This is a genomic window from Phytobacter sp. MRY16-398, assembly GCF_003925915.1.
Classification (GTDB): domain Bacteria; phylum Pseudomonadota; class Gammaproteobacteria; order Enterobacterales; family Enterobacteriaceae; genus Phytobacter; species Phytobacter diazotrophicus.
In genome coordinates, this window is record NZ_AP018756.1 from 1704213 (window position 1) to 1728012 (window position 23800).

At 53.2% G+C, this 23800-nt stretch carries 20 protein-coding genes; 16 read left to right on the forward strand and 4 right to left on the reverse strand.

Annotation, left to right across the window (positions count from 1 at the left end; translation table 11 throughout):
• Nucleotides 1–25: 25 nt before the first annotated feature.
• Both pta and ackA read right to left on the reverse strand, forming a co-directional pair.
• On the reverse strand, nucleotides 26–2167 hold the full coding sequence (pta, locus tag MRY16398_RS08195; RefSeq protein WP_039079870.1) for a phosphate acetyltransferase: 2142 nt from the start codon (nucleotides 2165–2167) through the stop codon (nucleotides 26–28).
• 76 nt (nucleotides 2168–2243) lie between these two features.
• Nucleotides 2244–3446 carry an acetate kinase gene (gene ackA / locus MRY16398_RS08200; RefSeq protein WP_039079871.1) on the reverse strand — a complete coding sequence of 401 codons (1203 nt, stop codon included), beginning with the start codon at nucleotides 3444–3446 and terminating at the stop codon, nucleotides 2244–2246.
• A gap of 337 nt (nucleotides 3447–3783) precedes the next feature.
• Here ackA and yfbV point away from each other — a divergent pair, with 337 nt between their 5' ends.
• From yfbV to MRY16398_RS08220, 4 genes are all read left to right on the forward strand, one after another.
• Entirely contained in the window at nucleotides 3784–4239 is a 456-nt protein-coding gene (yfbV, locus tag MRY16398_RS08205; RefSeq protein ID WP_039079872.1) for a terminus macrodomain insulation protein YfbV, read from the forward strand.
• A gap of 94 nt (nucleotides 4240–4333) precedes the next feature.
• Nucleotides 4334–4828, forward strand: coding sequence for a YfbU family protein (locus MRY16398_RS08210; protein ID WP_039079873.1), 495 nt, complete (start codon nucleotides 4334–4336; stop codon nucleotides 4826–4828).
• Nucleotides 4800–5498: a sugar phosphatase gene (locus tag MRY16398_RS08215; protein ID WP_125124148.1), complete on the forward strand. Its 699-nt coding sequence runs from the start codon at nucleotides 4800–4802 to the stop codon at nucleotides 5496–5498. Before MRY16398_RS08210 ends, MRY16398_RS08215 begins: the two co-directional genes overlap by 29 nt.
• 75 nt (nucleotides 5499–5573) lie before the next feature.
• Nucleotides 5574–7406: an SLC13 family permease gene (locus tag MRY16398_RS08220; protein WP_079496247.1), complete on the forward strand. Its 1833-nt coding sequence runs from the start codon at nucleotides 5574–5576 to the stop codon at nucleotides 7404–7406.
• Between the two features lie 79 nt (nucleotides 7407–7485).
• Here the strand turns inward: MRY16398_RS08220 and yfbR are convergent, their stop codons facing one another.
• Both yfbR and alaA read right to left on the reverse strand, forming a co-directional pair.
• Nucleotides 7486–8085: a 5'-deoxynucleotidase gene (gene yfbR, locus MRY16398_RS08225; RefSeq protein WP_079496248.1), complete on the reverse strand. Its 600-nt coding sequence runs from the start codon at nucleotides 8083–8085 to the stop codon at nucleotides 7486–7488.
• A gap of 81 nt (nucleotides 8086–8166) precedes the next feature.
• Nucleotides 8167–9381 (reverse strand): alanine transaminase AlaA, encoded by a 1215-nt coding sequence (alaA, locus tag MRY16398_RS08230; RefSeq protein WP_039079877.1) that lies wholly within the window; start codon nucleotides 9379–9381, stop codon nucleotides 8167–8169.
• A 948-nt stretch (nucleotides 9382–10329) separates the two neighbouring features.
• Here alaA and lrhA point away from each other — a divergent pair.
• From lrhA to nuoL, 12 genes are all read left to right on the forward strand, one after another.
• On the forward strand, nucleotides 10330–11268 hold the full coding sequence (gene lrhA / locus MRY16398_RS08235; protein ID WP_039079878.1) for a transcriptional regulator LrhA: 939 nt from the start codon (nucleotides 10330–10332) through the stop codon (nucleotides 11266–11268).
• A 625-nt stretch (nucleotides 11269–11893) separates the two neighbouring features.
• Entirely contained in the window at nucleotides 11894–12337 is a 444-nt protein-coding gene (nuoA, locus tag MRY16398_RS08240) for an NADH-quinone oxidoreductase subunit NuoA (protein ID WP_039079879.1), read from the forward strand.
• Between the two features lie 15 nt (nucleotides 12338–12352).
• Entirely contained in the window at nucleotides 12353–13015 is a 663-nt protein-coding gene (gene nuoB, locus MRY16398_RS08245; RefSeq protein ID WP_039079880.1) for an NADH-quinone oxidoreductase subunit NuoB, read from the forward strand.
• An 89-nt stretch (nucleotides 13016–13104) separates the two neighbouring features.
• Nucleotides 13105–14907 (forward strand): NADH-quinone oxidoreductase subunit C/D, encoded by a 1803-nt coding sequence (gene nuoC / locus MRY16398_RS08250; RefSeq protein ID WP_075203679.1) that lies wholly within the window; start codon nucleotides 13105–13107, stop codon nucleotides 14905–14907.
• A 2-nt stretch (nucleotides 14908–14909) separates the two neighbouring features.
• On the forward strand, nucleotides 14910–15410 hold the full coding sequence (gene nuoE / locus MRY16398_RS08255) for an NADH-quinone oxidoreductase subunit NuoE (protein ID WP_039079881.1): 501 nt from the start codon (nucleotides 14910–14912) through the stop codon (nucleotides 15408–15410).
• A complete protein-coding gene (gene nuoF / locus MRY16398_RS08260) occupies nucleotides 15407–16744 on the forward strand; it encodes an NADH-quinone oxidoreductase subunit NuoF (RefSeq protein ID WP_039079882.1) in 1338 nt (445 codons plus the stop codon). The genes nuoE and nuoF overlap by 4 nt, the downstream gene beginning before the upstream one ends.
• Nucleotides 16745–16772: 28 nt before the next feature.
• Nucleotides 16773–19499 carry an NADH-quinone oxidoreductase subunit NuoG gene (gene nuoG, locus MRY16398_RS08265; protein WP_125124149.1) on the forward strand — a complete coding sequence of 909 codons (2727 nt, stop codon included), beginning with the start codon at nucleotides 16773–16775 and terminating at the stop codon, nucleotides 19497–19499.
• Complete coding sequence (gene nuoH / locus MRY16398_RS08270; protein WP_039079884.1) at nucleotides 19496–20473, forward strand: NADH-quinone oxidoreductase subunit NuoH; 978 nt, start codon at nucleotides 19496–19498, stop codon at nucleotides 20471–20473. The genes nuoG and nuoH overlap by 4 nt, the downstream gene beginning before the upstream one ends.
• Before the next feature lie 14 nt (nucleotides 20474–20487).
• The gene (nuoI, locus tag MRY16398_RS08275) at nucleotides 20488–21030 is read left to right on the forward strand and encodes an NADH-quinone oxidoreductase subunit NuoI (RefSeq protein WP_039079885.1); all 543 of its coding nucleotides are present in this window, start codon (nucleotides 20488–20490) and stop codon (nucleotides 21028–21030) included.
• An 11-nt stretch (nucleotides 21031–21041) separates the two neighbouring features.
• On the forward strand, nucleotides 21042–21596 hold the full coding sequence (gene nuoJ / locus MRY16398_RS08280; RefSeq protein WP_125124150.1) for an NADH-quinone oxidoreductase subunit J: 555 nt from the start codon (nucleotides 21042–21044) through the stop codon (nucleotides 21594–21596).
• Complete coding sequence (nuoK, locus tag MRY16398_RS08285) at nucleotides 21593–21895, forward strand: NADH-quinone oxidoreductase subunit NuoK (protein WP_004388260.1); 303 nt, start codon at nucleotides 21593–21595, stop codon at nucleotides 21893–21895. The genes nuoJ and nuoK overlap by 4 nt, the downstream gene beginning before the upstream one ends.
• Entirely contained in the window at nucleotides 21892–23733 is a 1842-nt protein-coding gene (nuoL, locus tag MRY16398_RS08290; RefSeq protein WP_039079888.1) for an NADH-quinone oxidoreductase subunit L, read from the forward strand. The genes nuoK and nuoL overlap by 4 nt, the downstream gene beginning before the upstream one ends.
• The last annotated feature ends 67 nt before the right edge of the window (nucleotides 23734–23800 follow it).

The following is a 23800-nucleotide window of genomic DNA, read 5'->3' on the forward strand; positions in this document are numbered from 1 at the left end:
AGGAGCTTTTTTCAGTTAACGGCAATTATTTCTGCTGAGCAGACTGAATTGCAGTCAGTGCGATGGTGTAGACGATATCGTCAACCAGTGCGCCACGTGACAGGTCGTTAACCGGTTTGCGCATACCTTGCAGCATCGGCCCGATGGAGATCAGGTCAGCAGAACGCTGTACCGCTTTGTAGGTGGTGTTACCGGTGTTCAGATCCGGGAAGATGAACACGGTAGCGCGACCTGCAACCGGGGAGTTCGGTGCTTTGGATTTCGCAACGTCGGCCATAACGGCGGCGTCGTACTGCAGCGGACCGTCGATAACCAGATCCGGGCGTTTTTCCTGCGCCAGACGAGTTGCTTCGCGGACTTTCTCAACATCGCTACCCGCGCCGGAGTTACCGGTAGAGTAGGAGAGCATTGCCACGCGCGGTTCGATGCCAAAGGCAGCGGCGGAATCAGCGGACTGAATCGCGATTTCTGCCAGTTGCTCAGCGGTCGGATCCGGGTTGATTGCACAGTCACCGTAAACGTAAACCTGTTCCGGCAGCAGCATAAAGAACACGGAAGAGACCAGAGAACTGCCCGGTGCTGTTTTGATCAACTGCAGCGGCGGACGAATGGTGTTCGCCGTGGTGTGAACCGCACCGGAAACCAGACCGTCAACTTCGTCCTGCTCCAGCATCAGGGTACCCAGAACAACGTTGTCTTCCAGTTGTTCGCGGGCAACCGCTTCGGTCATCCCCTTGCTCTTACGCAGTTCAACCAGGCGTGCCACGTAGCTTTCACGTACCACTTCCGGATCAACAATTTCGATGCCCGTACCCAGTTCAACGCCTTGCGCCGCAGCAACACGATTGATCTCTTCCGGGTTACCCAGCAGTACGCAGGTTGCGATACCGCGTTCAGCACAGATAGCCGCTGCTTTAACGGTACGCGGTTCGTCGCCTTCTGGCAGTACAACGCGTTTACCGGCTTTACGTGCCAGTTCGGTCAACTGATAACGGAAGGCTGGCGGAGAGAGGCGACGGCTACGTTCAGACGTGGCGGTCAGAGACTCGATCCAGTCTGCATTGATGTAGCTGGCAACGTATTCCTGAACTTTCTCGATACGCTGATGGTCATCAACCGGCACTTCCAGGTTGAAGCTCTGCAGGCTCAGAGAGGTCTGCCAGGTGTTGGTTTCAACCATGAATACCGGCAGGCCGGTTTCGAATGCGCGTTCGCACAGTTTGCTGACACGCGGGTCCATTTCGTAGGCACCCGTCAGCAGGATCGCGCCGATTTCAACGCCGTTCATCGCGGCCAGACATGCGGCAACCAGCACGTCAGGACGGTCTGCGGAAGTCACCAGCAGAGAACCTGCGCGGAAGTGTTCCAGCATGTGCGGGATGCTACGCGCACAGAAGGTCACAGATTTCACGCGACGGGTGCTGATTTCACCTTCGTTAACGATGGTCGCATTCAGGTGACGCGCCATGTCGATTGCGCGGGTTGCAATCAGGTCGAAGCTCCATGGTACTGCGCCGAGTACAGGCAGCGGGCTGGAAGCCGCCAGGCTTGCCGGGTCAACTTTGATCACTTTCGCTTTAGAGGAGTCATCAAAGATTTCAGACAGATCCGGGCGAGTACGGCCCTGATCGTCAACCGGTGCGTTCAGTTTGTTAACAATAACGCCGGTGATGTTGGTGTTTTTCGCGCCGCCGAAGCTGCTGCGGGTCAGTTCGATACGTTCTTTCAGTTGTTCCTGAGTATCGGTGCCCTGAGACATCACGAACACGATTTCCGCGTTCAGGGTTTTCGCGATTTCAAAGTTCAGAGACTGAGCAAACTGGTGTTTGCGGGTCGGGACCAGACCTTCAACCAGCACAACCTCAGCGTCTTTGCTGTTCTCGTGGTAGCGTGCGACGATTTCTTCCATCAGCACGTCTTTCTGGTTGCTGGAGAGCAGGGACTCAACGTAGCTCATCTTCAACGGTTCTGCCGCTGGCAGGCCGGAGTTGGTGCGTACGATGGTGGTGGTCTGGTCTGGCGCATCGCCGCCAGCGCGTGGCTGGGCGATAGGTTTAAAGACGCTCAGACGAACGCCTTTGCGTTCCATAGCACGGATCACGCCCAGGCTGACGCTGGTCAGGCCGACGCTGGTTCCGGTAGGGATCAGCATGATAATACGGGACACGGTTAATCCTCTTTTCGTTACCGTCATTTCTGACGGGTTACAAAACAGCACCGCCAGCTAAGCTGGCGGTGTGAAATCAGGCAGTCAGACGGCTCGCGTCTTGCGCGATAACCAGCTCTTCGTTTGTCGGGATAACAACAGCCGGACGAGTGCCTTCTTTGTTGATGAAGCCAGACTTACCGAAACGGGCAGCCAGGTTACGCTCGTGATCAACTTCGAAGCCCAGAACGCCCAGTTTGCCCAGGGACAGCTCGCGCACCATTGCTGCGTTTTCACCGATACCACCAGTGAACACAACTGCATCCAGACGACCATCCATCAGCGCAGTGTAGGAGCCGATGTATTTCGCCAGACGGTGGCAGTAAACGTCCATGGCACGTTTTGCGTCTTCTTTATCTTTGTAGTTATCTTCTACATAACGGCAGTCGCTGGTGACTTCGGTCAGACCCAGCAGGCCGGACTCTTTGGTCAGCATTTTGTTGATAGCTTCAACGCTCATGCCCAGGGTGTCATGCAGGTGGAAAATGATAGCCGGGTCGATATCACCAGAACGGGTACCCATCACCAGACCTTCCAGCGGGGTCAGACCCATGGAGGTGTCAACGCATTTGCCGTTGCGGATGGCGGATACAGAACCACCGTTGCCCAGGTGGCAGGTGATGATGTTCAGTTCTTCAACCGGTTTGTTCAGAACTTTAGCGGCTTCCTGGGTCACATAGTAGTGGCTGGTGCCGTGCGCGCCGTAACGACGAACGCCGTGCTCTTTGTATAATTTGTACGGCAGAGCATAGAGGTAAGACTCTTCCGGCATGGTGGTGTGGAATGCGGTGTCGAAAACGGCAACGTTTTTGTCTTTCAGGCTCGGGAAAGATTTCAGTGCTTCCGCGATGCCGATCAGGTGAGCCGGGTTGTGCAGCGGTGCAAATGAGGCTGCATCTTTAATGCCCTGGATAACGGACTCATCGATAACCACGGAGCTGGTGTATTTTTCGCCACCGTGCACGATACGGTGACCGATCGCTGTCAGTTGTGCGGACAGTTCTGGTTTTTGTGCCAGAATAGTGTTAACGATAAAGTTCAGCGCTTCACTGTGAGCGGCACCTGCACCTAAAGCCGCTTCTTGTTTACCACCGTCAATTTTCCATTTGATACGTGCTTCAGGAAGATGGAAACATTCGGCTAAACCAGAAAGGTACTCTTCACCGTTGGCTGCATCGATGATCGCGAATTTCAGTGAGGAGCTACCGCAGTTCAGAACCAGTACTAACTTACTCGACATGGAAGTACCTATTTATGATACGTGGCTAAAAAAACGTCAGTGAGTCTCACAGAATAACGGATGATGACGCTGACATTTATGATTAACATCATGCCTGATTAATTTTCTGGCATGATGGAAAGAATACTTAAGATTTTATGCCATTTTGCGCAAATTTCAGACAGTGGCATAATGGACTTCAAAGTTGACGAGCGACCACACTTCGTCTACGGCCTGTTAAGGCAGGCACAGGATACCTGATACCGTGCGCAATTGACAAAAAATTTTAACGTTGTCATGCACAGTTGTTGTTTTGCACAATTATTTTAATTTTTATATGTGAAGTTGAGGTAACGCCATGTCCACTTCAGAAAATCGCCCCGTCAATTTTTTTGGATTGTTTCGCCGGGGACAGCACTATGCGAAGACCTGGCCCATGGAAAAAAGCCTCGCCCCGCTATTTATTGAGAATCGGACGATACGCGCCACCCGTTATGCCATTCGCTTTATGCCGCCCGTTGCTGTGTTTACGCTGTGCTGGCAAATCGCTCTTGGCGGGCAGTTAGGCCCGGCTGTCGCGACGGCGCTGTTTGCCCTGAGCCTGCCTATGCAAGGGCTGTGGTGGCTTGGTAAGCGCTCTGTCACGCCGTTGCCCCCATCAATTCTGCATTGGTTTTATGAAGTCCGCGGTAAATTGCAGGAGGCGGGGCAGGCGCTGGCGCCTGTCGAAGGTAAGCCGGATTATCAGGCATTAGCTGACACGCTTAAGCGCGCCTTCAAACAACTCGATAAAACTTTCCTTGATGACTTGTGATTGATCATCGAAACGGTCAGTAAAAAAAGGCACAGTAACCATTAATAGTTACCGTGTCTTTTTTTTAATCTTCAACGCGCACAGGAGTCGTAAGATGGAAATGACCAATGCCCAACGACTGATTTTGTCTAATCAGTATAAAATGATGACCATGATGGATCCTGCTAATGCCGAGCGCTATCGTCGCCTGCAGACCATTATCGAGCGCGGCTATGGTCTGCAAATGCGTGAGCTGGATCGTGAATTCGGTGAACTTAAAGAAGAAACCTGCCGTACTGTTATCGACATTATGGAGATGTACCACGCGTTACATGTCTCCTGGGCCAATCTGAAAGACGCGCAATCTATTGATGAACGCCGCGTCACCTTCTTAGGTTTTGATGCCGCCACCGAAGCGCGTTATCTCGGCTATGTACGCTTTATGGTCAATATTGAAGGGCGTTATACCCATTTCGATGCCGGTACACACGGCTTTAATGCCCAGACGCCAATGTGGGAAAAATACCAGCGTATGTTGAATGTATGGCACTCCTGCCCGCGCCAGTATCATCTGAGCGCGAATGAAATTAACCAAATTATCAATGCCTGAGGAGGCTCGCGTGCAGTGCAAAGGATTTCTGTTTGACCTGGATGGCACCCTGGTGAATTCGTTGCCCGTCGTGGAGCGGTCATGGTGCCGTTGGGCCGACCGCTTCGGCATCGATCATGACGAAGTGCTGAATTTTATCCATGGCAAACAGGCCATTACTTCGTTACGTCACTTTATGACCGGTCACTCCGAAGAGGATATCGCAGCGGAGTTTACCTGGCTGGAGGAGATTGAAGCGACGGATACCGAAGGTGTCGTGGCCTTGCCCGGCGCGCTCGAGTTACTGAACCATCTCACTGAATCCCATATCCCGTGGGGCATCGTGACGTCGGGCTCCATCCCTGTTGCTCATGCCCGCCACCGGGCGGCGGGTTTGCCGATGCCGGATGTATTTGTCACGGCGGAGCAGGTTAAGCGCGGCAAGCCTGAGCCGGACCCGTACCTGCTTGGGGCAAAACTGCTGGGTTTGCCGCCGCAAGAGTGTGTGGTGGTGGAAGACGCAGGGGCCGGTGTGCTTTCTGGCCTTGCAGCGAACTGCCATGTAATCGCGGTGAATGTGCCTGCCGATTCGCCGCGTCTGGATGAGGCGGACTTTGTGCTTGCTCGTCTGGATGAAGTGGTCGTGACAAAGCAGCCTGATGGTCATGTCGTTGTCAGACGAAAAGCCTGAGTCATGATGTAGCCCCGCACCGCCGGGGCTTTTTTATGGCAAGATGAATCACCCCATTTTAAACAAGGACATGTTGTGAACGGTGAGCTTATCTGGGTGTTATGCCTGTTGATGATAGCTGTCGTCCTCTTTGCGACGGGTAAAGTGCGCATGGATGCGGTGGCGTTGCTGGTCATTGTGGCGTTTATTCTTAGCGGGACGTTGACGATGACCGAGGCGTTGTCGGGTTTTAGCGATCCCAACGTTGTCCTGATCGCCGCGCTTTTCATTATTGGTGACGGACTGGTACGGACCGGCGTGGCGACCAGCATGGGGTCATGGCTGGTAAAAATGGCCGGCAGCAGCGAAATTAAAATGCTGGTTCTGCTGATGCTCACCGTCGCAGGGCTTGGTGCCTTTATGAGTTCCACAGGCGTAGTGGCGATTTTTATTCCGGTGGTGCTCAGCGTCTCGATGCGTATGCAAATCTCTCCCTCTCGTTTAATGATGCCGCTCAGCTTTGCCGGGCTTATCAGCGGCATGATGACGCTGGTGGCGACACCGCCAAATCTGGTGGTCAACAGCGAACTGCTACGTGAGGGGTTGGCCGGGTTCAGTTTTTTTAGCGTTACCCCGCTGGGGCTGGTGATTTTGCTGATGGGCATTGTCTATATGCTGCTGATGCGCTTTATGCTTAAGAGCGACAAAGACGACAGCCAGCGTGACGGCTGGAAACGACGTACCTTCCGCGACTTGATAAAAGAGTACCGGCTGACAGGGCGCGCCAGGCGCCTGGCAATTCGCCCGGGCTCCCCCTTAATTGGCCAGCGGCTGGACGATCTGAAACTGCGTGAACGCTATGGCGCGAATGTTATCGGTGTTGAACGCTGGCGGCGTTTCCGCCGTGTGATTGTTAACGTTAATGGGGTATCGGAATTTCGCGCCCGCGATGTTTTACTCATTGATATGTCGGCGGCGGATGTCGATTTACGTGAATTCTGCGCCGAACAACTGCTGGAGCCGATGATTTTACGCGGTGAATACTTTTCCGACCAGGCTCTGGATGTGGGGATGGCGGAAGTTTCGCCGATACCGGAGACCGAGTTATTAGGTAAAACCGTACGTGAAATTGGCTTTCGTACCCGTTATGGCTTAAACGTGGTTGGGCTTAAACGTGACGGAGAGGCAATGCCCGGCGTCGTTGTCGATGAACCCCTGCAACTCGGGGATATTTTATTAGTGGTGGGTAACTGGAAGTTAATTAGCCAGTTGGGCCAGAAAGGACGAGAGTTTCTGGTTCTCAATATGCCCGTGGAAGAGAGCGCCGTCTCTCCTGCCCATAACCAGGCGCCTCATGCGATATTCTGTCTGGTGCTGATGGTTGCGCTGATGCTGACAGATGAAATCCCCAATCCGGTGGCGGCAATCACGGCCTGCCTGCTGATGGGGAAATTCCGCTGTATTGATGCTGAGAGCGCCTATAAAGCCATTCACTGGCCAAGCCTTATTTTGATCGTCGGGATGATGCCCTTTGCGCTGGCGCTGCAAAAAACGGGTGGGGTAGATCTGGTCGTTAAAGCTTTACTCGATTTCGGCGGCAGCTATGGGCCCTATATGATGCTGGTATGCCTGTTTGTGTTGTGCGCCACTATCGGGCTATTTATCTCCAATACCGCGACGGCTGTCTTAATGGCGCCTATCGCGTTGGCGACGGCAAAATCGATGGGGGTCTCTCCTTATCCTTTCGCGATGGTTGTCGCGATGGCCGCATCGGCAGCCTTTATGACGCCGGTATCATCACCGGTAAATACGCTGGTTCTGGGGCCGGGTAATTATCAATTCAGCGATTTCGTTAAAATCGGCGTGCCGTTTACTCTGCTCGTCATGGCGGTGTGCGTCGTGTTGATCCCTGTTCTGTTTCCGTTTTAAAGGCTACCCCGGCGGCAGTGCGGGCGCTGGGGTAAACTTTTTCAGACGGAGGGTAACGCCGTAAGCGGAAAGGAGCGTATTAAAGCGGTGAGTCCTGGCTTATTTCATCAAGCGATAAATGGAAGCTTGGTACAAAAACTTGCATGAAGTAATCCATTTCCGGACTGCGTCGGGCATCCAGGGTTTTCTCCAGACGCGATTTTGCCAGCATAAATTCGTTATTTCCGGCAGACAATTCTTCAAGACACTTCAGATATGCACAGAGCGCATCTGCCTGTTTAACGATCAATTTTTCATCAGCGCTGTAATAATGCTCATCGATCAGCTCAGAGAATATATCGCGTAGCTCTTCCGGCACCATCTCGACCAGCTTCTGCTGGGCAATTTTTTCGATGGCTTTATATTCCTGGGCGATTTGCGAGTTGAAGTATTTAACCGGGGTGGGTAAATCACCGGTCAATACTTCCGAGGCATCATGATACATCGCTAACAGCGCGATTCGCTCCGCATTAACCTGGCCGCCGAATTTGCGATTTTTAATCGCCGCCAGTGCATGTGCCACCATGGCAACCTGCAGGCTGTGCTCCGAGACATTCTCGGTACGCACATTGCGCATCAGTGGCCAACGGTTGATTAATTTAAGACGGGAGAGGTGCGCGAAGAAGTGGCTTTGACTCATAGTAAACCTTGTCTGTAACTGCGACGATGAGCCATTGTGCGCAGAGAGTGGGGGAAGATGCAAATCCTCCCCCCAACGCAATTATTGGTGGTAACCGGACAAGAAGCGGCCAAAACGGGTGATGGACATTTCCAGGTCGTCCATGCGCGGCAGTGTGACGATGCGCACATGATCCGGCCAGGGCCAGTTGAAGGCCGTTCCCTGAACAAGCAGCACTTTTTCCTGCAACAGGAAATCAAGCACCATTTTCTGATCGTCATGAATATTGAAGCGCTTAGCGTCAATTTTCGGGAACATATAGAGTGCCCCCTTCGGTTTCACGCAGGACACGCCCGGGATTTCGTTAATCAGTTCCCACGCGCGATTGCGTTGTTCGTAAAGACGCCCGCCAGGCACGATAAATTCACTGATGCTCTGGTAGCCGCCAAGCGCGGTCTGAATCGCATGTTGTGCGGGGACGTTCGCGCAAAGACGCATAGAGGCCAGCATTTCCAGCCCTTCAATGTAACCTTTGGCGTGTTTTTGCGGTCCGCTCAGTACCATCCAACCCTGACGGAACCCGGCAACGCGGTAGGTCTTGGAAAGACCATTAAAGGTAATGGTAAACACGTCCGGCGCCATCGCAGCAATAGAGTGATGCTCGGCATCGTCATAGAGGATTTTGTCGTAGATCTCGTCGGCGAAAATAATGAGGTTATGCTGTCGTGCAATCTCGACAATTTCCATCAACAACTCTTTCGAATAAACCGCCCCAGTGGGGTTATTCGGGTTAATGATGACGATCCCACGGGTGCGCGGCGTTATTTTCGCGCGGATATCATCAAGATCCGGGAACCAGTCAGAGGATTCATCACACAGATAGTGCACAGCTTTACCGCTCGAAAGCGACACTGCCGCTGTCCATAAAGGATAGTCCGGCGCCGGGACCAGCATTTCGTCCCCGCTGTTCAACAGGGCCTGCATCGATTGGACGATCAGTTCTGAAACGCCATTACCGATATAGATATCTTCAACGGTAACATCGCGCATGCCGCGTGCCTGATAGTGCTGCATAATGGCTTTACGCGCTGAGTACAGCCCTTTTGAGTCACAATAACCTTGCGCGGTTGGCAGGTTTCGAATGACGTCGACCAGAATTTCATCTGGCGCCTCAAAGCCGAAAGGCGCCGGGTTGCCGATGTTTAGTTTAAGAACTTTGTTGCCTTCTTCTTCCAGGCGTTTCGCCTCTTTGAGAACCGGGCCGCGTATGTCATAACAGACGTTATCTAATTTGCTGGATTTTTCGATGGAGGACATGAATCTTTGACCTTTTAGCTGTGAGTGCCACTTCCTGCCGTGGAAGTCAGCACCGAACAATGTACTCCCACGGGCGCAGGTTTTGAAGGGTGGACAGAAGAAGATTTTGCCTTAACCACATCACAATTAACGTTTTTTAAACTACCATTATTGGTTAAATCTCTATATACCAGTGTTAAAGATATTGTTTGTGGTTTATGGTTCTTCTTGTGCTGTTTTTTGGCGATTTTTCTGCTAAAAAAGAAAGGTTATGCAGTGTGCGCAACAATGAAGAAGAATGATTTCGTCTCATAATCATTCTCAGTTCATTGAAATGATAAATGTTGAAAGTAACACACGGCCGAGAAACGGCTAATCTGTGAAGATAATGTTAAGTATTATTAATAGATAAGGTGATTCATTTTTCACGTTTATTTAATATTGCGAATGGAGAGGGTGGACCCTTTTAATATTAATAAAACTAAATCGTTCGCGAGATGATTTTTGGCGATCAGATTAATCGCAATAATGCTTATAAATATAATGGTTTTAGGTTAAAATGATGCCCGGAAATGGTTATGTCAGGAAAGCCATGCTTTCTGTATGGGCTATTTTTTATTATTAGTTAGCTGTTATTACTCGTTTTCTACTCCCGAACGGCCATATGAATTGGCTGTATATGACGTGCTCGCCATGTACGGCTAAGAATGTTGCAAAAAAATGTTTTTTCCTTAAAAGGATTAACAAGTATTCGCATGGTTTATATATTCAATAGGGAAGGGAGTATGCAGAATAAAGATGTTGAGTTTGTCTTGCTCCAGACTGTGAACTAAAAACACCTGAACTTTTTGTCAAGTTGACCAGGGTGATAACTCTGCTGGATGCACATTAAAAAGGGAATTGCTTAAATCTTACGCGCACAGCATAAACCCGGGTAACTCCGAGTGGGGAACCCGTAAGTGAAAAATTATGATAAATGCAAATCGTCCGATACTGAATCTCGACCTCGATCTGCTGAGAACCTTCGTTGCGGTCGCTGATTTGAACACGTTCGCTGCGGCCGCCGCCGCAGTTTGTCGCACCCAGTCAGCGGTAAGTCAGCAAATGCAAAGACTGGAGCAGTTAGTAGGGAAAGAGCTTTTTGCCCGTCATGGTCGAAATAAGCTGTTAACTGAGCACGGCATTCAGTTACTGGGCTATGCAAGAAAGATCTTACGTTTCAATGATGAAGCATGTACATCGTTAATGTTTAGCAATTTACAGGGAGCGTTAACGATCGGCGCTTCGGATGAATCTGCCGACACTATCTTGCCGTTCCTGCTTAATCGTATTAGTTCTGTTTATCCAAAGCTCGCCCTGGATGTGCGTGTCAAACGTAATCCTTTTGCCGGGGATAGACTGAAAGAAGATGATGTCGATCTTGTCGTGACCACTAATCGGCCTGGTGAATACGATTGTCTGACGCTACGGACTTCGCCCACGCACTGGTACTGCTCTGCGGAATTCGTGTTGCAAAAAGGTGAGGCGGTACCATTGGTCCTGTTAGATGAACCAAGCCCTTTTCGCGATATCGTGATTAACACCCTTAATGAGGCGAATATTCCCTGGCGTATTGCTTATGTCGCGTCCACGCTTTCAGCGGTAAAAGCGGCGGTAAAAGCCGGGCTTGGGATCACCGCCCGCCCCGTTGAAATGATGAGTCCTGATTTACGGGTATTGGGTAAATCAGATGGCCTGCCGCTCCTTCCTGAGACTGAATATCTCCTTTGCTATAACCCGCTAAGTCAAAATGAACTGGCGCAGGTGATTTTCGAGGCAATGGAGCACTATCAGAATCCATGGCATTACGGCAGTAGTGCCACCGAAGGAGGAGGGGATTCTCTGGTAATTGAGGGCGATTTTGGGTAACAACGGCATCAAAAACTGGTAACAAAATGTAAGTGTAAAAATAGACCGCTGGCAGCAAAAATGCTGTCATCGGTTTGTTTTTTGCACAATTTAGTGCTTTAGGAAACATAAATGCACTAAATAAGTAAATAAATCAACTTGTTAATTATCCCGCCTGTCATCTCATCCCTTTTGTTCTATAGTTTTTGGTAATGGCTATTCATGTTAAAAAACTAGCCATTTTGTTGCCGTTTTTAGGAATGAATTAACAAAAGCGTGTCTCAGATCAAGAAAATACTCCCATAGAGGGGGAGGAATCCAGGCAAATTCCTGTCAAAATAAGAGGGTAATATTTGTAAAACCTCACAACGGACACGATTCAACACCCTGATTGTTTGCGGGCTTTATTTGAGGTTGAAGAAGAAAACGGCATTAAATGTTAATGAATTGCTGTCGATGTAAACTAATGTGAGGAAGCTTTTGTTAAAGTTGACAAAAGGTTATAGAAAGGAGTAAAAACCCACATCGTTTGACCGACTTTGTCAAATTCGCACTGAACGTGTGGTTTTATTCCTCCCCATGAATCGATGTGGCGCCATCTGCCGAGAAGAGCAGAGGTATTAAGCGCTACCTTTTGAGTTAAGCAATGCGTATGTCAACATCCACTGAAATCATCGCTCATCATTGGGCATTCGCTATCTTTCTTATTGTCGCTATTGGCCTGTGCTGTCTGATGCTCGTCGGTGGCCGGTTCCTCGGTGGTCGGGCGCGTGCAAGACACAAAAACGTCCCGTTCGAGTCCGGTATCGATTCGGTAGGCTCAGCTCGCCTTCGTCTGTCTGCCAAGTTCTACCTGGTGGCCATGTTCTTCGTCATCTTCGACGTTGAAGCGCTCTATTTATATGCATGGTCAACCTCCATTCGTGAGAGTGGTTGGGTTGGTTTTGTCGAAGCTGCAATTTTCATTTTAGTGCTGCTGGCAGGTCTTGTTTACCTGGTGCGTATCGGTGCGCTGGACTGGACGCCTGCGCGTTCACGCCGCGAACGACTCAATCCGGAAACCGACAGCTACACTAATCGTCAACGCTAACCGCGAGGCAATAAGATGGATTATACGCTCACCCGCATAGATCCCAACGGTGAGAATGACCGTTACCCCCTGCAAAAACAGGAGATCGTAACCGACCCTCTTGAGCAGGAAGTGAATAAAACGGTGTTCATGGGCAAACTCCATGACCTGGTTAACTGGGGCCGTAAAAACTCAATCTGGCCTTATAACTTTGGCCTCTCCTGCTGCTACGTTGAGATGGTAACGTCATTCACTGCGGTGCATGACGTTGCGCGTTTCGGGGCTGAGGTGTTACGTGCTTCACCGCGTCAGGCCGACCTGATGGTTATCGCGGGCACGCCGTTCACCAAAATGGCGCCGGTAATCCAGCGTCTGTATGACCAGATGCTTGAGCCAAAATGGGTTATTTCCATGGGCGCATGTGCCAACTCCGGCGGTATGTACGATATTTACTCTGTCGTACAGGGCGTTGATAAATTCATCCCGGTGGACGTATACATCCCCGGCTGCCCGCCGCGTCCGGAAGCCTATATGCAGGCCCTGATGCTGTTGCAGGAATCCATTGGTAAAGAACGCCGCCCGCTGTCGTGGGTTGTTGGCGATCAAGGCGTGTATCGCGCCAATATGCAATCAGAGCGCGAGCGTAAACGCGGCGAACGTATTGCCGTCACGAATCTGCGTACACCTGACGAGATTTAATTTGCGCCTGTAGGTAATGGCAAACACTTCGCATTTTAATAATCAACTAACGCGGAGCCTTACCTGACAGTCACCACGGACCTTTTGCAATGGTGAACAATATGACTGACTTAACTGCGCAAGAAGCCACATGGCAGACCCGCGATCACCTTGATGATCCGGTCATTGGCGAGCTGCGCAACCGTTTTGGGCCGGATGCCTTTACCGTTCAGGCTACCCGCACCGGGGTACCCGTTGTTTGGGTGAAGCGCGAACAGTTACTGGAAGTAGGTGATTTCCTCAAGAAACTGCCAAAACCTTACGTCATGCTGTTTGATTTACACGGCATGGACGAACGTCTCCGTACGCACCGCGCGGGTTTGCCTGCCGCGGATTTTTCCGTTTTCTATCACCTGATTTCCATTGAACGCAATCGCGATATCATGCTCAAGGTGGCGTTATCTGAAAACGATCTGCGTGTACCGACTTTCACCAAACTTTTCCCGAACGCCAACTGGTATGAGCGCGAAACATGGGAAATGTTCGGTATTGATATCGAAGGCCACCCGCACCTGACGCGCATTATGATGCCGCAGACGTGGACAGGCCACCCGCTGCGTAAAGACTATCCGGCGCGTGCGACCGAATTCGATCCGTTTGAGCTGACAAAAGCGAAACAGGATCTGGAGATGGAAGCACTGAAATTCAAACCGGAAGACTGGGGTATGAAGCGTGGTACCGACAATGAGGACTTTATGTTCCTTAACCTCGGTCCGAACCACCCGTCTGCGCACGGTGCATTCCGTATTATCCTCCAGCTTGATGGCGAAGAGATTGTCGACTGCGTACCGGATATCGGTTACCACCACCGTGGTGCCGAGAAGATGGGCGAGCGTCAGTCCTGGCACAGCTACATCCCGTATACCGACCGTATTGAATACCTCGGCGGTTGCGTCAATGAAATGCCGTACGTACTGGCGGTGGAAAAACTGGCGGGTATTACCGTGCCGGACCGCGTGAATGTGATTCGCGTGATGCTCTCCGAGCTGTTCCGTATCAACAGCCACCTGCTGTACATCTCCACGTTCATTCAGGACGTGGGCGCGATGACCCCGGTCTTCTTCGCCTTTACCGATCGTCAGAAAATCTACGATCTGGTGGAAGCAATCACCGGTTTCCGTATGCATCCGGCCTGGTTCCGTATCGGCGGGGTGGCTCACGATCTGCCGCGTGGCTGGGATCGTCTGCTGCGCGAATTCCTCGACTGGATGCCGAAGCGTCTGGCCTCGTACGAGAAGGCCGCGCTGCGTAATACCATTTTGAAAGGTCGTTCTCAGGGTGTGGCTGCCTATGGCGCGAAAGAAGCGCTGGAGTGGGGCACCACGGGCGCAGGTCTGCGCGCCACCGGGATTGACTTCGACGTGCGTAAGGCGCGTCCGTACTCTGGCTATGAAAACTTCGACTTTGAAGTCCCGGTTGGCGGCGGTGTTTCCGACTGCTACACCCGCGTGATGCTGAAAGTGGAAGAGCTGCGTCAGAGTCTGCGCATCCTTGAGCAGTGCCTCAACAATATGCCGGAAGGCCCGTTCAAAGCGGATCACCCGCTGACCACGCCGCCGCCGAAAGAGCGCACGCTGCAACATATCGAAACCCTGATCACCCACTTCCTGCAGGTTTCCTGGGGCCCGGTCATGCCGGCGCAGGAGTCCTTCCAGATGATTGAAGCGACCAAGGGTATTAACAGTTACTACCTGACCAGTGATGGCAGCACCATGAGCTACCGTACTCGTGTACGTACGCCAAGCTTTGCGCACCTGCAGCAGATCCCGTCCGCCATCCGCGGCAGTCTGGTCTCTGACCTGATTGTGTATCTGGGTAGTATCGATTTTGTTATGTCAGATGTGGACCGCTAATTATGCACGAGAATCAATTACCAGAAACCGAGGCTTTTGAGCTGAGTGCGGCAGAGCGTGAAGCTATTGAGCACGAGATGCACCACTACGAAGATCCGCGTGCTGCGTCCATTGAAGCGCTGAAAATCGTTCAGAAACAGCGTGGTTGGGTGCCAGACGGCGCGATTTACGCCATCGCTGATGTGCTGGGTATCCCGGCGAGCGATGTGGAAGGGGTGGCGACATTCTATAGCCAGATCTTCCGCCAGCCGGTGGGCCGTCACGTTATCCGTTATTGCGACAGCGTGGTGTGCCATATCACCGGTTACCAGGGTATTCAGTCTGCGATTGAAAGCCACCTGAAGATCAAGCCGGGCCAGACCACCTTCGACGGTCGCTTTACGCTGCTGCCGACCTGCTGTCTGGGTAACTGCGATAAGGGGCCGAACATGATGATTGATGAGGATACTCATGCGCATCTGACCCCGGAAGGCATTCCCGAATTACTGGAGCGGTATAAATGAAAACCGTTAACCGTACTCCCGAAACGCATCCGCTGACCTGGCGTCTGCGTGATGACAAGCAGCCCGTGTGGCTGGATGAATATCAGAGCAAAAACGGCTATGCCGGTGCGCGTCGCGCGCTGACCGGTATGGCGCCGGATGACATCGTCAATGCGGTCAAAGACTCTGGTCTGAAAGGCCGTGGCGGCGCTGGCTTCTCCACGGGTCTGAAGTGGAGCCTGATGCCGAAAGACGAATCCATGAACATCCGTTACCTGCTGTGTAACGCTGATGAAATGGAGCCGGGTACTTACAAAGACCGTTTACTGATGGAGCAACTGCCGCACCTTCTGGTGGAAGGCATGCTCATCTCCGCATTTGCGCTGAAAGCGTACCGTGGCTACATCTTCCTGCGCGGCGAATACATTGAAGCGGCGGTGCATTTGCGCCGTGCGATTGCCGAAGCGACTGAAGCGGGTCTGCTGGGGAAAAACATCCTCGGTTCTGGTTTCGATTTCGAACTGTTCGTACATACCGGTGCCGGGCGCTACATCTGCGGTGAAGAGACCGCGCTGATTAACTCCCTCGAAGGTCGCCGCGCCAACCCGCGCTCCAAACCGCCATTCCCGGCGAGCTCCGGCGTGTGGGGTAAACCGACCTGCGTAAACAACGTCGAAACCCTGTGTAATGTCCCGGCAATCCTCGCTAACGGCGTTGAGTGGTACCAGAACATTTCGAAGAGCAAAGACGCTGGCACCAAACTGATGGGCTTCTCAGGTCGCGTGAAGAATCCGGGACTGTGGGAGCTGCCGTTTGGCACCACGGCTCGCGAAATTCTTGAGGATTACGCGGGCGGTATGCGTGATGGCCTGAAATTCAAAGCCTGGCAGCCGGGCGGGGCAGGGACTGACTTCCTGACCGAAGCGCACCTTGATCTGCCGATGGAATTCGAAAGCATCGGTAAAGCGGGCAGCCGTCTGGGTACGGCGCTTGCCATGGCGGTAGACCACGAAATTGGTATGGTTTCGCTGGTCCGTAATCTGGAAGAGTTTTTCGCCCGTGAATCCTGCGGCTGGTGTACGCCTTGCCGTGACGGTTTGCCGTGGAGCGTGAAAATTCTGCGCGCGTTAGAGCGCGGCGAAGGCCAGCCTGGGGATATCGAGACACTTGAGCAACTGTGTCGTTTCCTCGGGCCGGGTAAAACCTTCTGCGCGCATGCGCCAGGTGCGGTAGAGCCGCTGCAGAGCGCAATAAAATACTTCCGCGAAGAATTCGAGGCAGGCATTAAGCAACAGTTCAGCAATACCCAGGCTATTCATGGGATTCAGCCGAACCTGCTTAAAACGCGCTGGTGAGTTAAATTTCTAATTTGGAAGCACGCTAATGGCTACGATTCATGTAGACGGCAAAGAATACGAGGTTAACGGAGCGGACAACCTGCTACAGACATGTCTCTCTATGGGCCTTGATATTCCTTATTTTTGCTGGCATCCGGCGCTGGGAAGCGTGGGTGCGTGCCGCCAGTGTGCGGTGAAGCAATATCAAAACGCGGAAGACACGCGTGGTCGCCTGGTCATGTCCTGTATGACCCCGGCATCCGATGGCACCTTTATTTCGATCGACGATGAAGAAGCGAAGCAGTTCCGTGAAAGCGTTGTAGAGTGGCTGATGACCAACCACCCGCACGACTGTCCGGTCTGTGAAGAGGGCGGCAACTGCCACCTGCAGGATATGACCGTGATGACGGGTCATAGCTTCCGTCGCTACCGTTTCACCAAACGTACGCACCGCAACCAGGACCTGGGGCCGTTCATCTCTCACGAAATGAACCGTTGCATCGCCTGCTATCGCTGCGTGCGTTACTACAAAGACTACGCAGACGGCGCGGATCTTGGCGTTTATGGCGCACACGACAACGTCTACTTTGGTCGCCCGGAAGACGGTACGCTTGAAAGCGAATTCTCCGGTAACCTGGTAGAAATCTGCCCGACCGGCGTCTTCACCGATAAAACCCACTCCGAGCGTTACAACCGTAAGTGGGACATGCAGTTTGCACCGAGCATCTGCCAGCAGTGCTCGCTGGGCTGTAACACCAGCCCGGGTGAGCGTTACGGTGAACTGCGTCGTATCGAAAACCGCTACAACGGTACCGTTAACCACTACTTCCTCTGCGACCGTGGTCGTTTCGGCTATGGCTATGTCAACCTGAAAGACCGTCCGCGTCAGCCGGTTCAGCGCCGTGGCAATGACCTGATCACCCTTAACGCCGAGCAGGCGATGCAGGGCGCGGCAGATATTCTGCGCCAGTCGAAGAAAGTGATCGGTATCGGCTCCCCGCGCGCCAGTGTCGAAAGCAACTTCGCGCTGCGTGAGCTGGTTGGAGCAGAAAACTTCTATACCGGCATCGCCAGCGGCGAGCAGGAACGTCTGCAATTAATGCTAAAAGTGCTGCGTGAGGGCGGTATTCGTACCCCGGCGCTGCGCGAAATTGAATCTTACGATGCGGTTCTGGTTCTGGGCGAAGACATTACCCAGACGGGCGCACGTGTCGCACTGGCGGTCCGTCAGGCCGTGAAAGGGAAAGCACGTGAGATGGCAGCGGCGCAGAAAGTGGCCGACTGGCAGATTGCGGCGATCCTCAACATTGGCCAGCGCGCCAAACACCCGTTGTTTGTCACCAACGTGGACGATACCCGTCTGGATGATATCGCCGCGTGGACCTACCGCGCACCGGTAGAAGATCAGGCCCGTTTAGGCTTCGCCATCGCTCATGCGCTGGATGACGCTTCTCCGGCGGTCGAAGGTTTAAGCAGCGACTTGCGTGGCAAGGTTGATGTTATCGTTCAGGCGCTGGCTGGCGCCAAAAAACCGCTGATCATCTCCGGTACCAACACGGGTAGCACGGCTGTGATTCAGGCCGCCGCTAACGTGGCGAAAGCGCTGAAAGGCCGCGGTGCCGATGTCGGCATCACCATGATTGCCCGTTCGACCAACAGCGTCGGTCTGGGTCTGATGGGCGGTGGTTCGCTGGATGACGCGTTAACCGAACTGGAAACCGGTGCCGCTGATGCGGTTATCGTGCTGGAAAACGATCTGCACCGTCACGCTGCGGCCAGTCGCGTAAATGCCGCGCTGGATAAAGCGCCGCTGGTGTTGGTTATTGACCATCAGCGCACGGCGATCATGGACCATGCGCATCTGGTGCTGTCTGCGGCGAGCTTCGCGGAAAGCGATGGTACGGTTATCAACAATGAAGGACGCGCGCAGCGCTTCTTCCAGGTGTATGACCCGGCCTACTACGACAGCAAAACGATTATGCTGGAAAGCTGGCGTTGGCTGCACTCCCTGCACAGCACCGTACAGAGCCGTGAAGTGGACTGGACGCAGCTTGACCATGTTATCGACGCTGTGGTTGAAAAAATGCCGCAGTTCGCCGGTATCAAAGACGCTGCACCGGATGCCAGCTTCCGTATCCGTGGCCAGAAACTGGCACGTGAACCGCACCGCTACAGTGGTCGTACGGCCATGCGCGCCAATATCAGCGTTCACGAACCGCGTCAGCCGCAGGATAAAGACACCATGTTCGCTTTCTCAATGGAAGGGAACAACCAGCCGTCCGCACCGCGTTCACAAATTCCTTTCGCATGGGCTCCGGGCTGGAACTCCCCGCAAGCATGGAACAAATTCCAGGCTGAGGTGGGCGGTTCACTGCGCCACGGCGATCCGGGCGTGCGGCTGATCGAAGCCTCGGCGACCGGTCTGGATTACTTCACTTCTGTTCCGGCGGGCTTTGAACCGCAGGACGGTCAGTGGCGTATTGCGCCTTACTATCATCTGTTCGGCAGTGATGAACTGTCTCAGCGTTCTCCGGTCTTCCAGAGCCGTATGCCTGAGCCGTATATCAAACTCAACCCGGCTGACGCCGCGAAGTTGGGTGTGAATGCGGGCGCGCATATTTCGTTCAGCTACGACGGTCAGACGTTAAGCCTGCCGCTGCAGCTTTCCGAAGGGCTGACGGCAGGGCAGGTTGGTTTGCCGATGGGCATGCCGGGCATTGCCCCGGTACTGGCCGGCGCACGTCTTGAAAATCTGCAGGAGGCGCAAGCATGAGTTGGTTAACACCGGATGTTATCGACATTCTGTTAGGTATCATCAAGGCTGTCGTGATCCTGCTGGTGGTTGTCACCTGCGGCGCGCTCATGAGTTTTGGCGAACGTCGTCTGCTGGGGCTGTTCCAGAACCGCTACGGACCGAACCGCGTAGGCTGGGGTGGTTCACTCCAGATCGTCGCGGACATGATCAAGATGTTCTTTAAAGAGGACTGGATCCCGAAATTCACTGACCGGGTTATCTTCACCCTCGCGCCGATGATCGCTTTTACCTCGCTGCTGCTGGCCTTCGCCATTGTCCCGGTGAGTCCGGGTTGGGTGGTAGCGGACCTGAACATCGGGATTTTGTTCTTCCTGATGATGGCAGGTCTTGCGGTCTACGCGGTGCTGTTCGCTGGCTGGTCGAGTAACAACAAATACTCTCTGCTCGGTGCGATGCGTGCTTCTGCGCAGACGCTGAGCTACGAAGTCTTTCTCGGGCTTTCGCTGATGGGCGTGGTGGCACAGGCCGGTTCATTCAACATGACCGACATCGTCAATAACCAGGCTGATATCTGGAACGTTATCCCGCAGTTCTTCGGTTTTATTACCTTCGCTATCGCGGGCGTGGCGGTGTGTCACCGTCACCCGTTTGACCAGCCGGAAGCCGAGCAGGAACTGGCCGATGGTTACCACATTGAATATTCCGGTATGAAGTTCGGCCTGTTCTTTGTGGGGGAATACATCGGTATCGTGACCATCTCTGCACTGATGGTGACGTTGTTCTTCGGTGGCTGGCATGGCCCGTTCTTACCGCCATTCATCTGGTTCGCGATTAAAACCGCGTTCTTTATGATGATGTTCATTTTGATTCGCGCAGCGTTACCCCGTCCGCGTTATGACCAGGTAATGTCCTTCGGCTGGAAAGTATGTCTGCCGCTGACGCTTCTCAATCTGTTGGGTACGGCGGCTGTCATTCTCTGGCAAGCGCAATAAGGGGTGAAAAGACCATGACTTTAAAAGAATTACTCGTGGGCTTCGGCACCCAGGTGCGTAGTATCTGGATGATCGGCCTGCATGCGTTTGCGAAACGCGAAACTCGGATGTACCCGGAAGAGCCGGTATATTTGCCGCCGCGCTACCGTGGACGCATCGTCCTGACGCGTGACCCGGACGGCGCCGAGCGCTGTGTTGCCTGTAACCTGTGTGCGGTAGCGTGCCCGGTAGGCTGTATCTCTTTGCAAAAAGCAGAGACGGTAGATGGCCGTTGGTATCCGGAGTTTTTCCGCATTAACTTCTCGCGCTGCATTTTCTGCGGTCTGTGTGAAGAGGCGTGCCCAACCACTGCAATCCAGCTAACCCCGGACTTCGAACTGGGTGAGTACAAGCGCCAGGACCTGGTGTACGAAAAAGAGGATCTGCTGATCTCCGGTCCGGGTAAATATCCGGAATATAACTTCTACCGGATGGCAGGTATGGCAATCGACGGAAAAGATAAGGGCGAGGCGCAGAACGAAGCCAAACCTATCGACGTCAAGAGCCTGTTACCGTAAGGAGAGGGGCAATGGAGTTCGCTTTTTATATCTGTGGCCTGGTAGCCATCCTCGCGACACTACGGGTTATTACCCATACTAATCCGGTGCATGCGCTGCTGTACCTGATTGTGTCGCTGCTGGCGATTGCAGGTGTCTTCTTCTCGCTTGGCGCCTATTTTGCCGGTGCGCTGGAAATCATCGTTTACGCGGGCGCGATTATGGTGCTGTTCGTGTTTGTGGTGATGATGCTCAATCTGGGCGGCAGCGAAATCGAACAGGAGCGTCAGTGGCTGCGACCGCAAGTGTGGGTTGGCCCGGCACTGTTGTCTGCTGTGCTGCTGTGCGTGATGATTTACGCCATTACTGGCGTTAACGATCAGGGTATTGATGGTACGCCGATCAGCGCCAAAGCGGTGGGCAAGGACCTGTTCGGCGCATATGTGCTGGCGGTTGAACTGGCTTCTATGCTGCTGCTGGCAGGCCTGGTGGTCGCCTTCCATGTCGGTCGTGAAGACCGTATGGGCGAAGTGCTGAGCAATCGGGCGGACGATCGCGCGAAAAGAAAAACGGAGGAGCGCGCATGATCCCTTTACAACATGGACTGATCCTCGCGGCGATATTATTCGTGCTGGGCTTAACTGGTCTGGTGATTCGTCGCAACCTGCTGTTTATGCTGATCGGGCTTGAAATCATGATCAATGCCGCCGCGCTGGCTTTTGTGGTGGCAGGCAGCTACTGGGGGCAGACCGACGGTCAGATAATGTACATCCTCGCCATTAGCCTCGCGGCTGCGGAAGCGAGTATTGGCCTGGCGTTGCTGCTGCAACTCCATCGTCGCCGTCAGAATCTGAATATCGATTCAGTAAGTGAGATGCGTGGATGAACATGCTCGCCTTAACCATTATTTTTCCTCTGATTGGCTTTTTGCTGCTCTCTTTTTCACGTGGGCGCTGGTCGGAAAATCTGTCTGCCACCGTGGGTATCGGCTCTATCGGTTTATCTGCACTGGTAACGGCGATTGTCGGACTGGATTTCATCAATAACGGTCATCAGGGTTTTACCCAACCACTGTGGACGTGGATGTCTGTTGGCAACTTCAACATCAGCTTTAGTCTGGTGCTGGATGGTCTGTCGCTGACCATGCTCTCTGTGGTGACCGGCGTTGGCTTCCTGATCCATATGTTCGCCTCCTGGTATATGCGCGGCGAAGAGGGTTACTCCCGCTTCTTCGCCTACACCAACCTGTTTATCGCCAGCATGGTAATTCTGGTACTGGCGGATAACCTGCTGTTGATGTACCTCGGCTGGGAAGGCGTGGGCCTCTGTTCTTATCTGCTGATCGGCTTCTACTACACCGATCCGAAGAATGGCGCAGCCGCAATGAAAGCGTTTGTCGTAACCCGCGTGGGTGACGTCTTCCTCGCCTTTGCGCTGTTCATTCTTTATAACGAACTGGGCACCCTGAACTTCCGCGAAATGGTTGAACTGGCACCGCAGCATTTCGCCAACGGCAGCACCATGCTGCAGTGGGCGACACTGATGCTGCTGGGTGGTGCGGTCGGTAAATCTGCACAGCTTCCGTTGCAAACGTGGCTGGCTGATGCGATGGCAGGCCCGACGCCTGTCTCCGCGCTGATCCACGCCGCAACGATGGTGACCGCGGGTGTCTACCTGATTGCGCGTACGCATGGCCTGTTCCTGTTAACGCCGGAAATTCTGCATCTGGTGGGGATTGTCGGGGCAGTAACCCTGTTGCTGGCGGGTTTTGCCGCGCTGGTACAGACCGACATCAAACGTGTTCTCGCCTACTCCACCATGAGCCAGATTGGCTATATGTTCCTGGCGCTGGGCGTGCAGGCGTGGGATGCGGCGATTTTCCATCTGATGACGCACGCGTTCTTTAAAGCGCTGCTGTTCCTCTCGTCCGGTTCGGTGATTCTGGCCTGCCATCACGAGCAGAACATCTTCAAAATGGGCGGTCTGCGTAAGTCTATTCCGCTGGTTTATGCCTGCTTCCTTGTGGGTGGTGCGGCGCTGTCAGCATTGCCGATGGTGACTGCGGGCTTCTTTAGTAAGGACGAAATTCTTGCGGGTGCCGTGGCTAACGGTCATATCAACCTGATGGTAGCGGGCCTGGTCGGCGCGTTTATGACCTCGCTGTATACGTTCCGTATGATTTTCATCGTCTTCCATGGCAAAGAACAAATTCATGCACATGCAGGGAAGGGGATTACCCATCATCTGCCGCTGATTGTACTGCTGGTACTGTCCACGTTTGTCGGCGCAATGATTGTTCCGCCGCTGCATGGCGTACTGCCGGAAACCACCGAGCTTGAACACGGTAGCGTGGTCATGCTGGAAGTGGCTTCGGGTGTTGTGGCTATCGTCGGGATCCTGCTGGCTGCCTGGCTGTGGCTGGGTAAACGTACCCTGGTGACATCGATTGCCAACAGCGCACCGGGCCGTCTGCTGGGTACCTGGTGGTACAACGCGTGGGGCTTTGACTGGCTGTACGATCGCGTCTTCGTCAAACCATTCCTCGGTGTGGCATGGCTGTTGAAACGCGATCCACTGAATGCACTGATGAACATTCCGGCGATTCTGTCCCGCTTTGCAGGCAAAGGTCTGCTGCTAAGTGAGAACGGCTATCTGCGCTGGTATGTGGCGTCGATGAGCATCGGTGCAGTGGTGATTCTGGCGTTGCTGATGGTATTGCATTGAGTTTGATTTGAGGTGCGGTTTTACCCGGTGACGCTGCGCTTACCGGGCCTACGAGACCGTAGGTCGG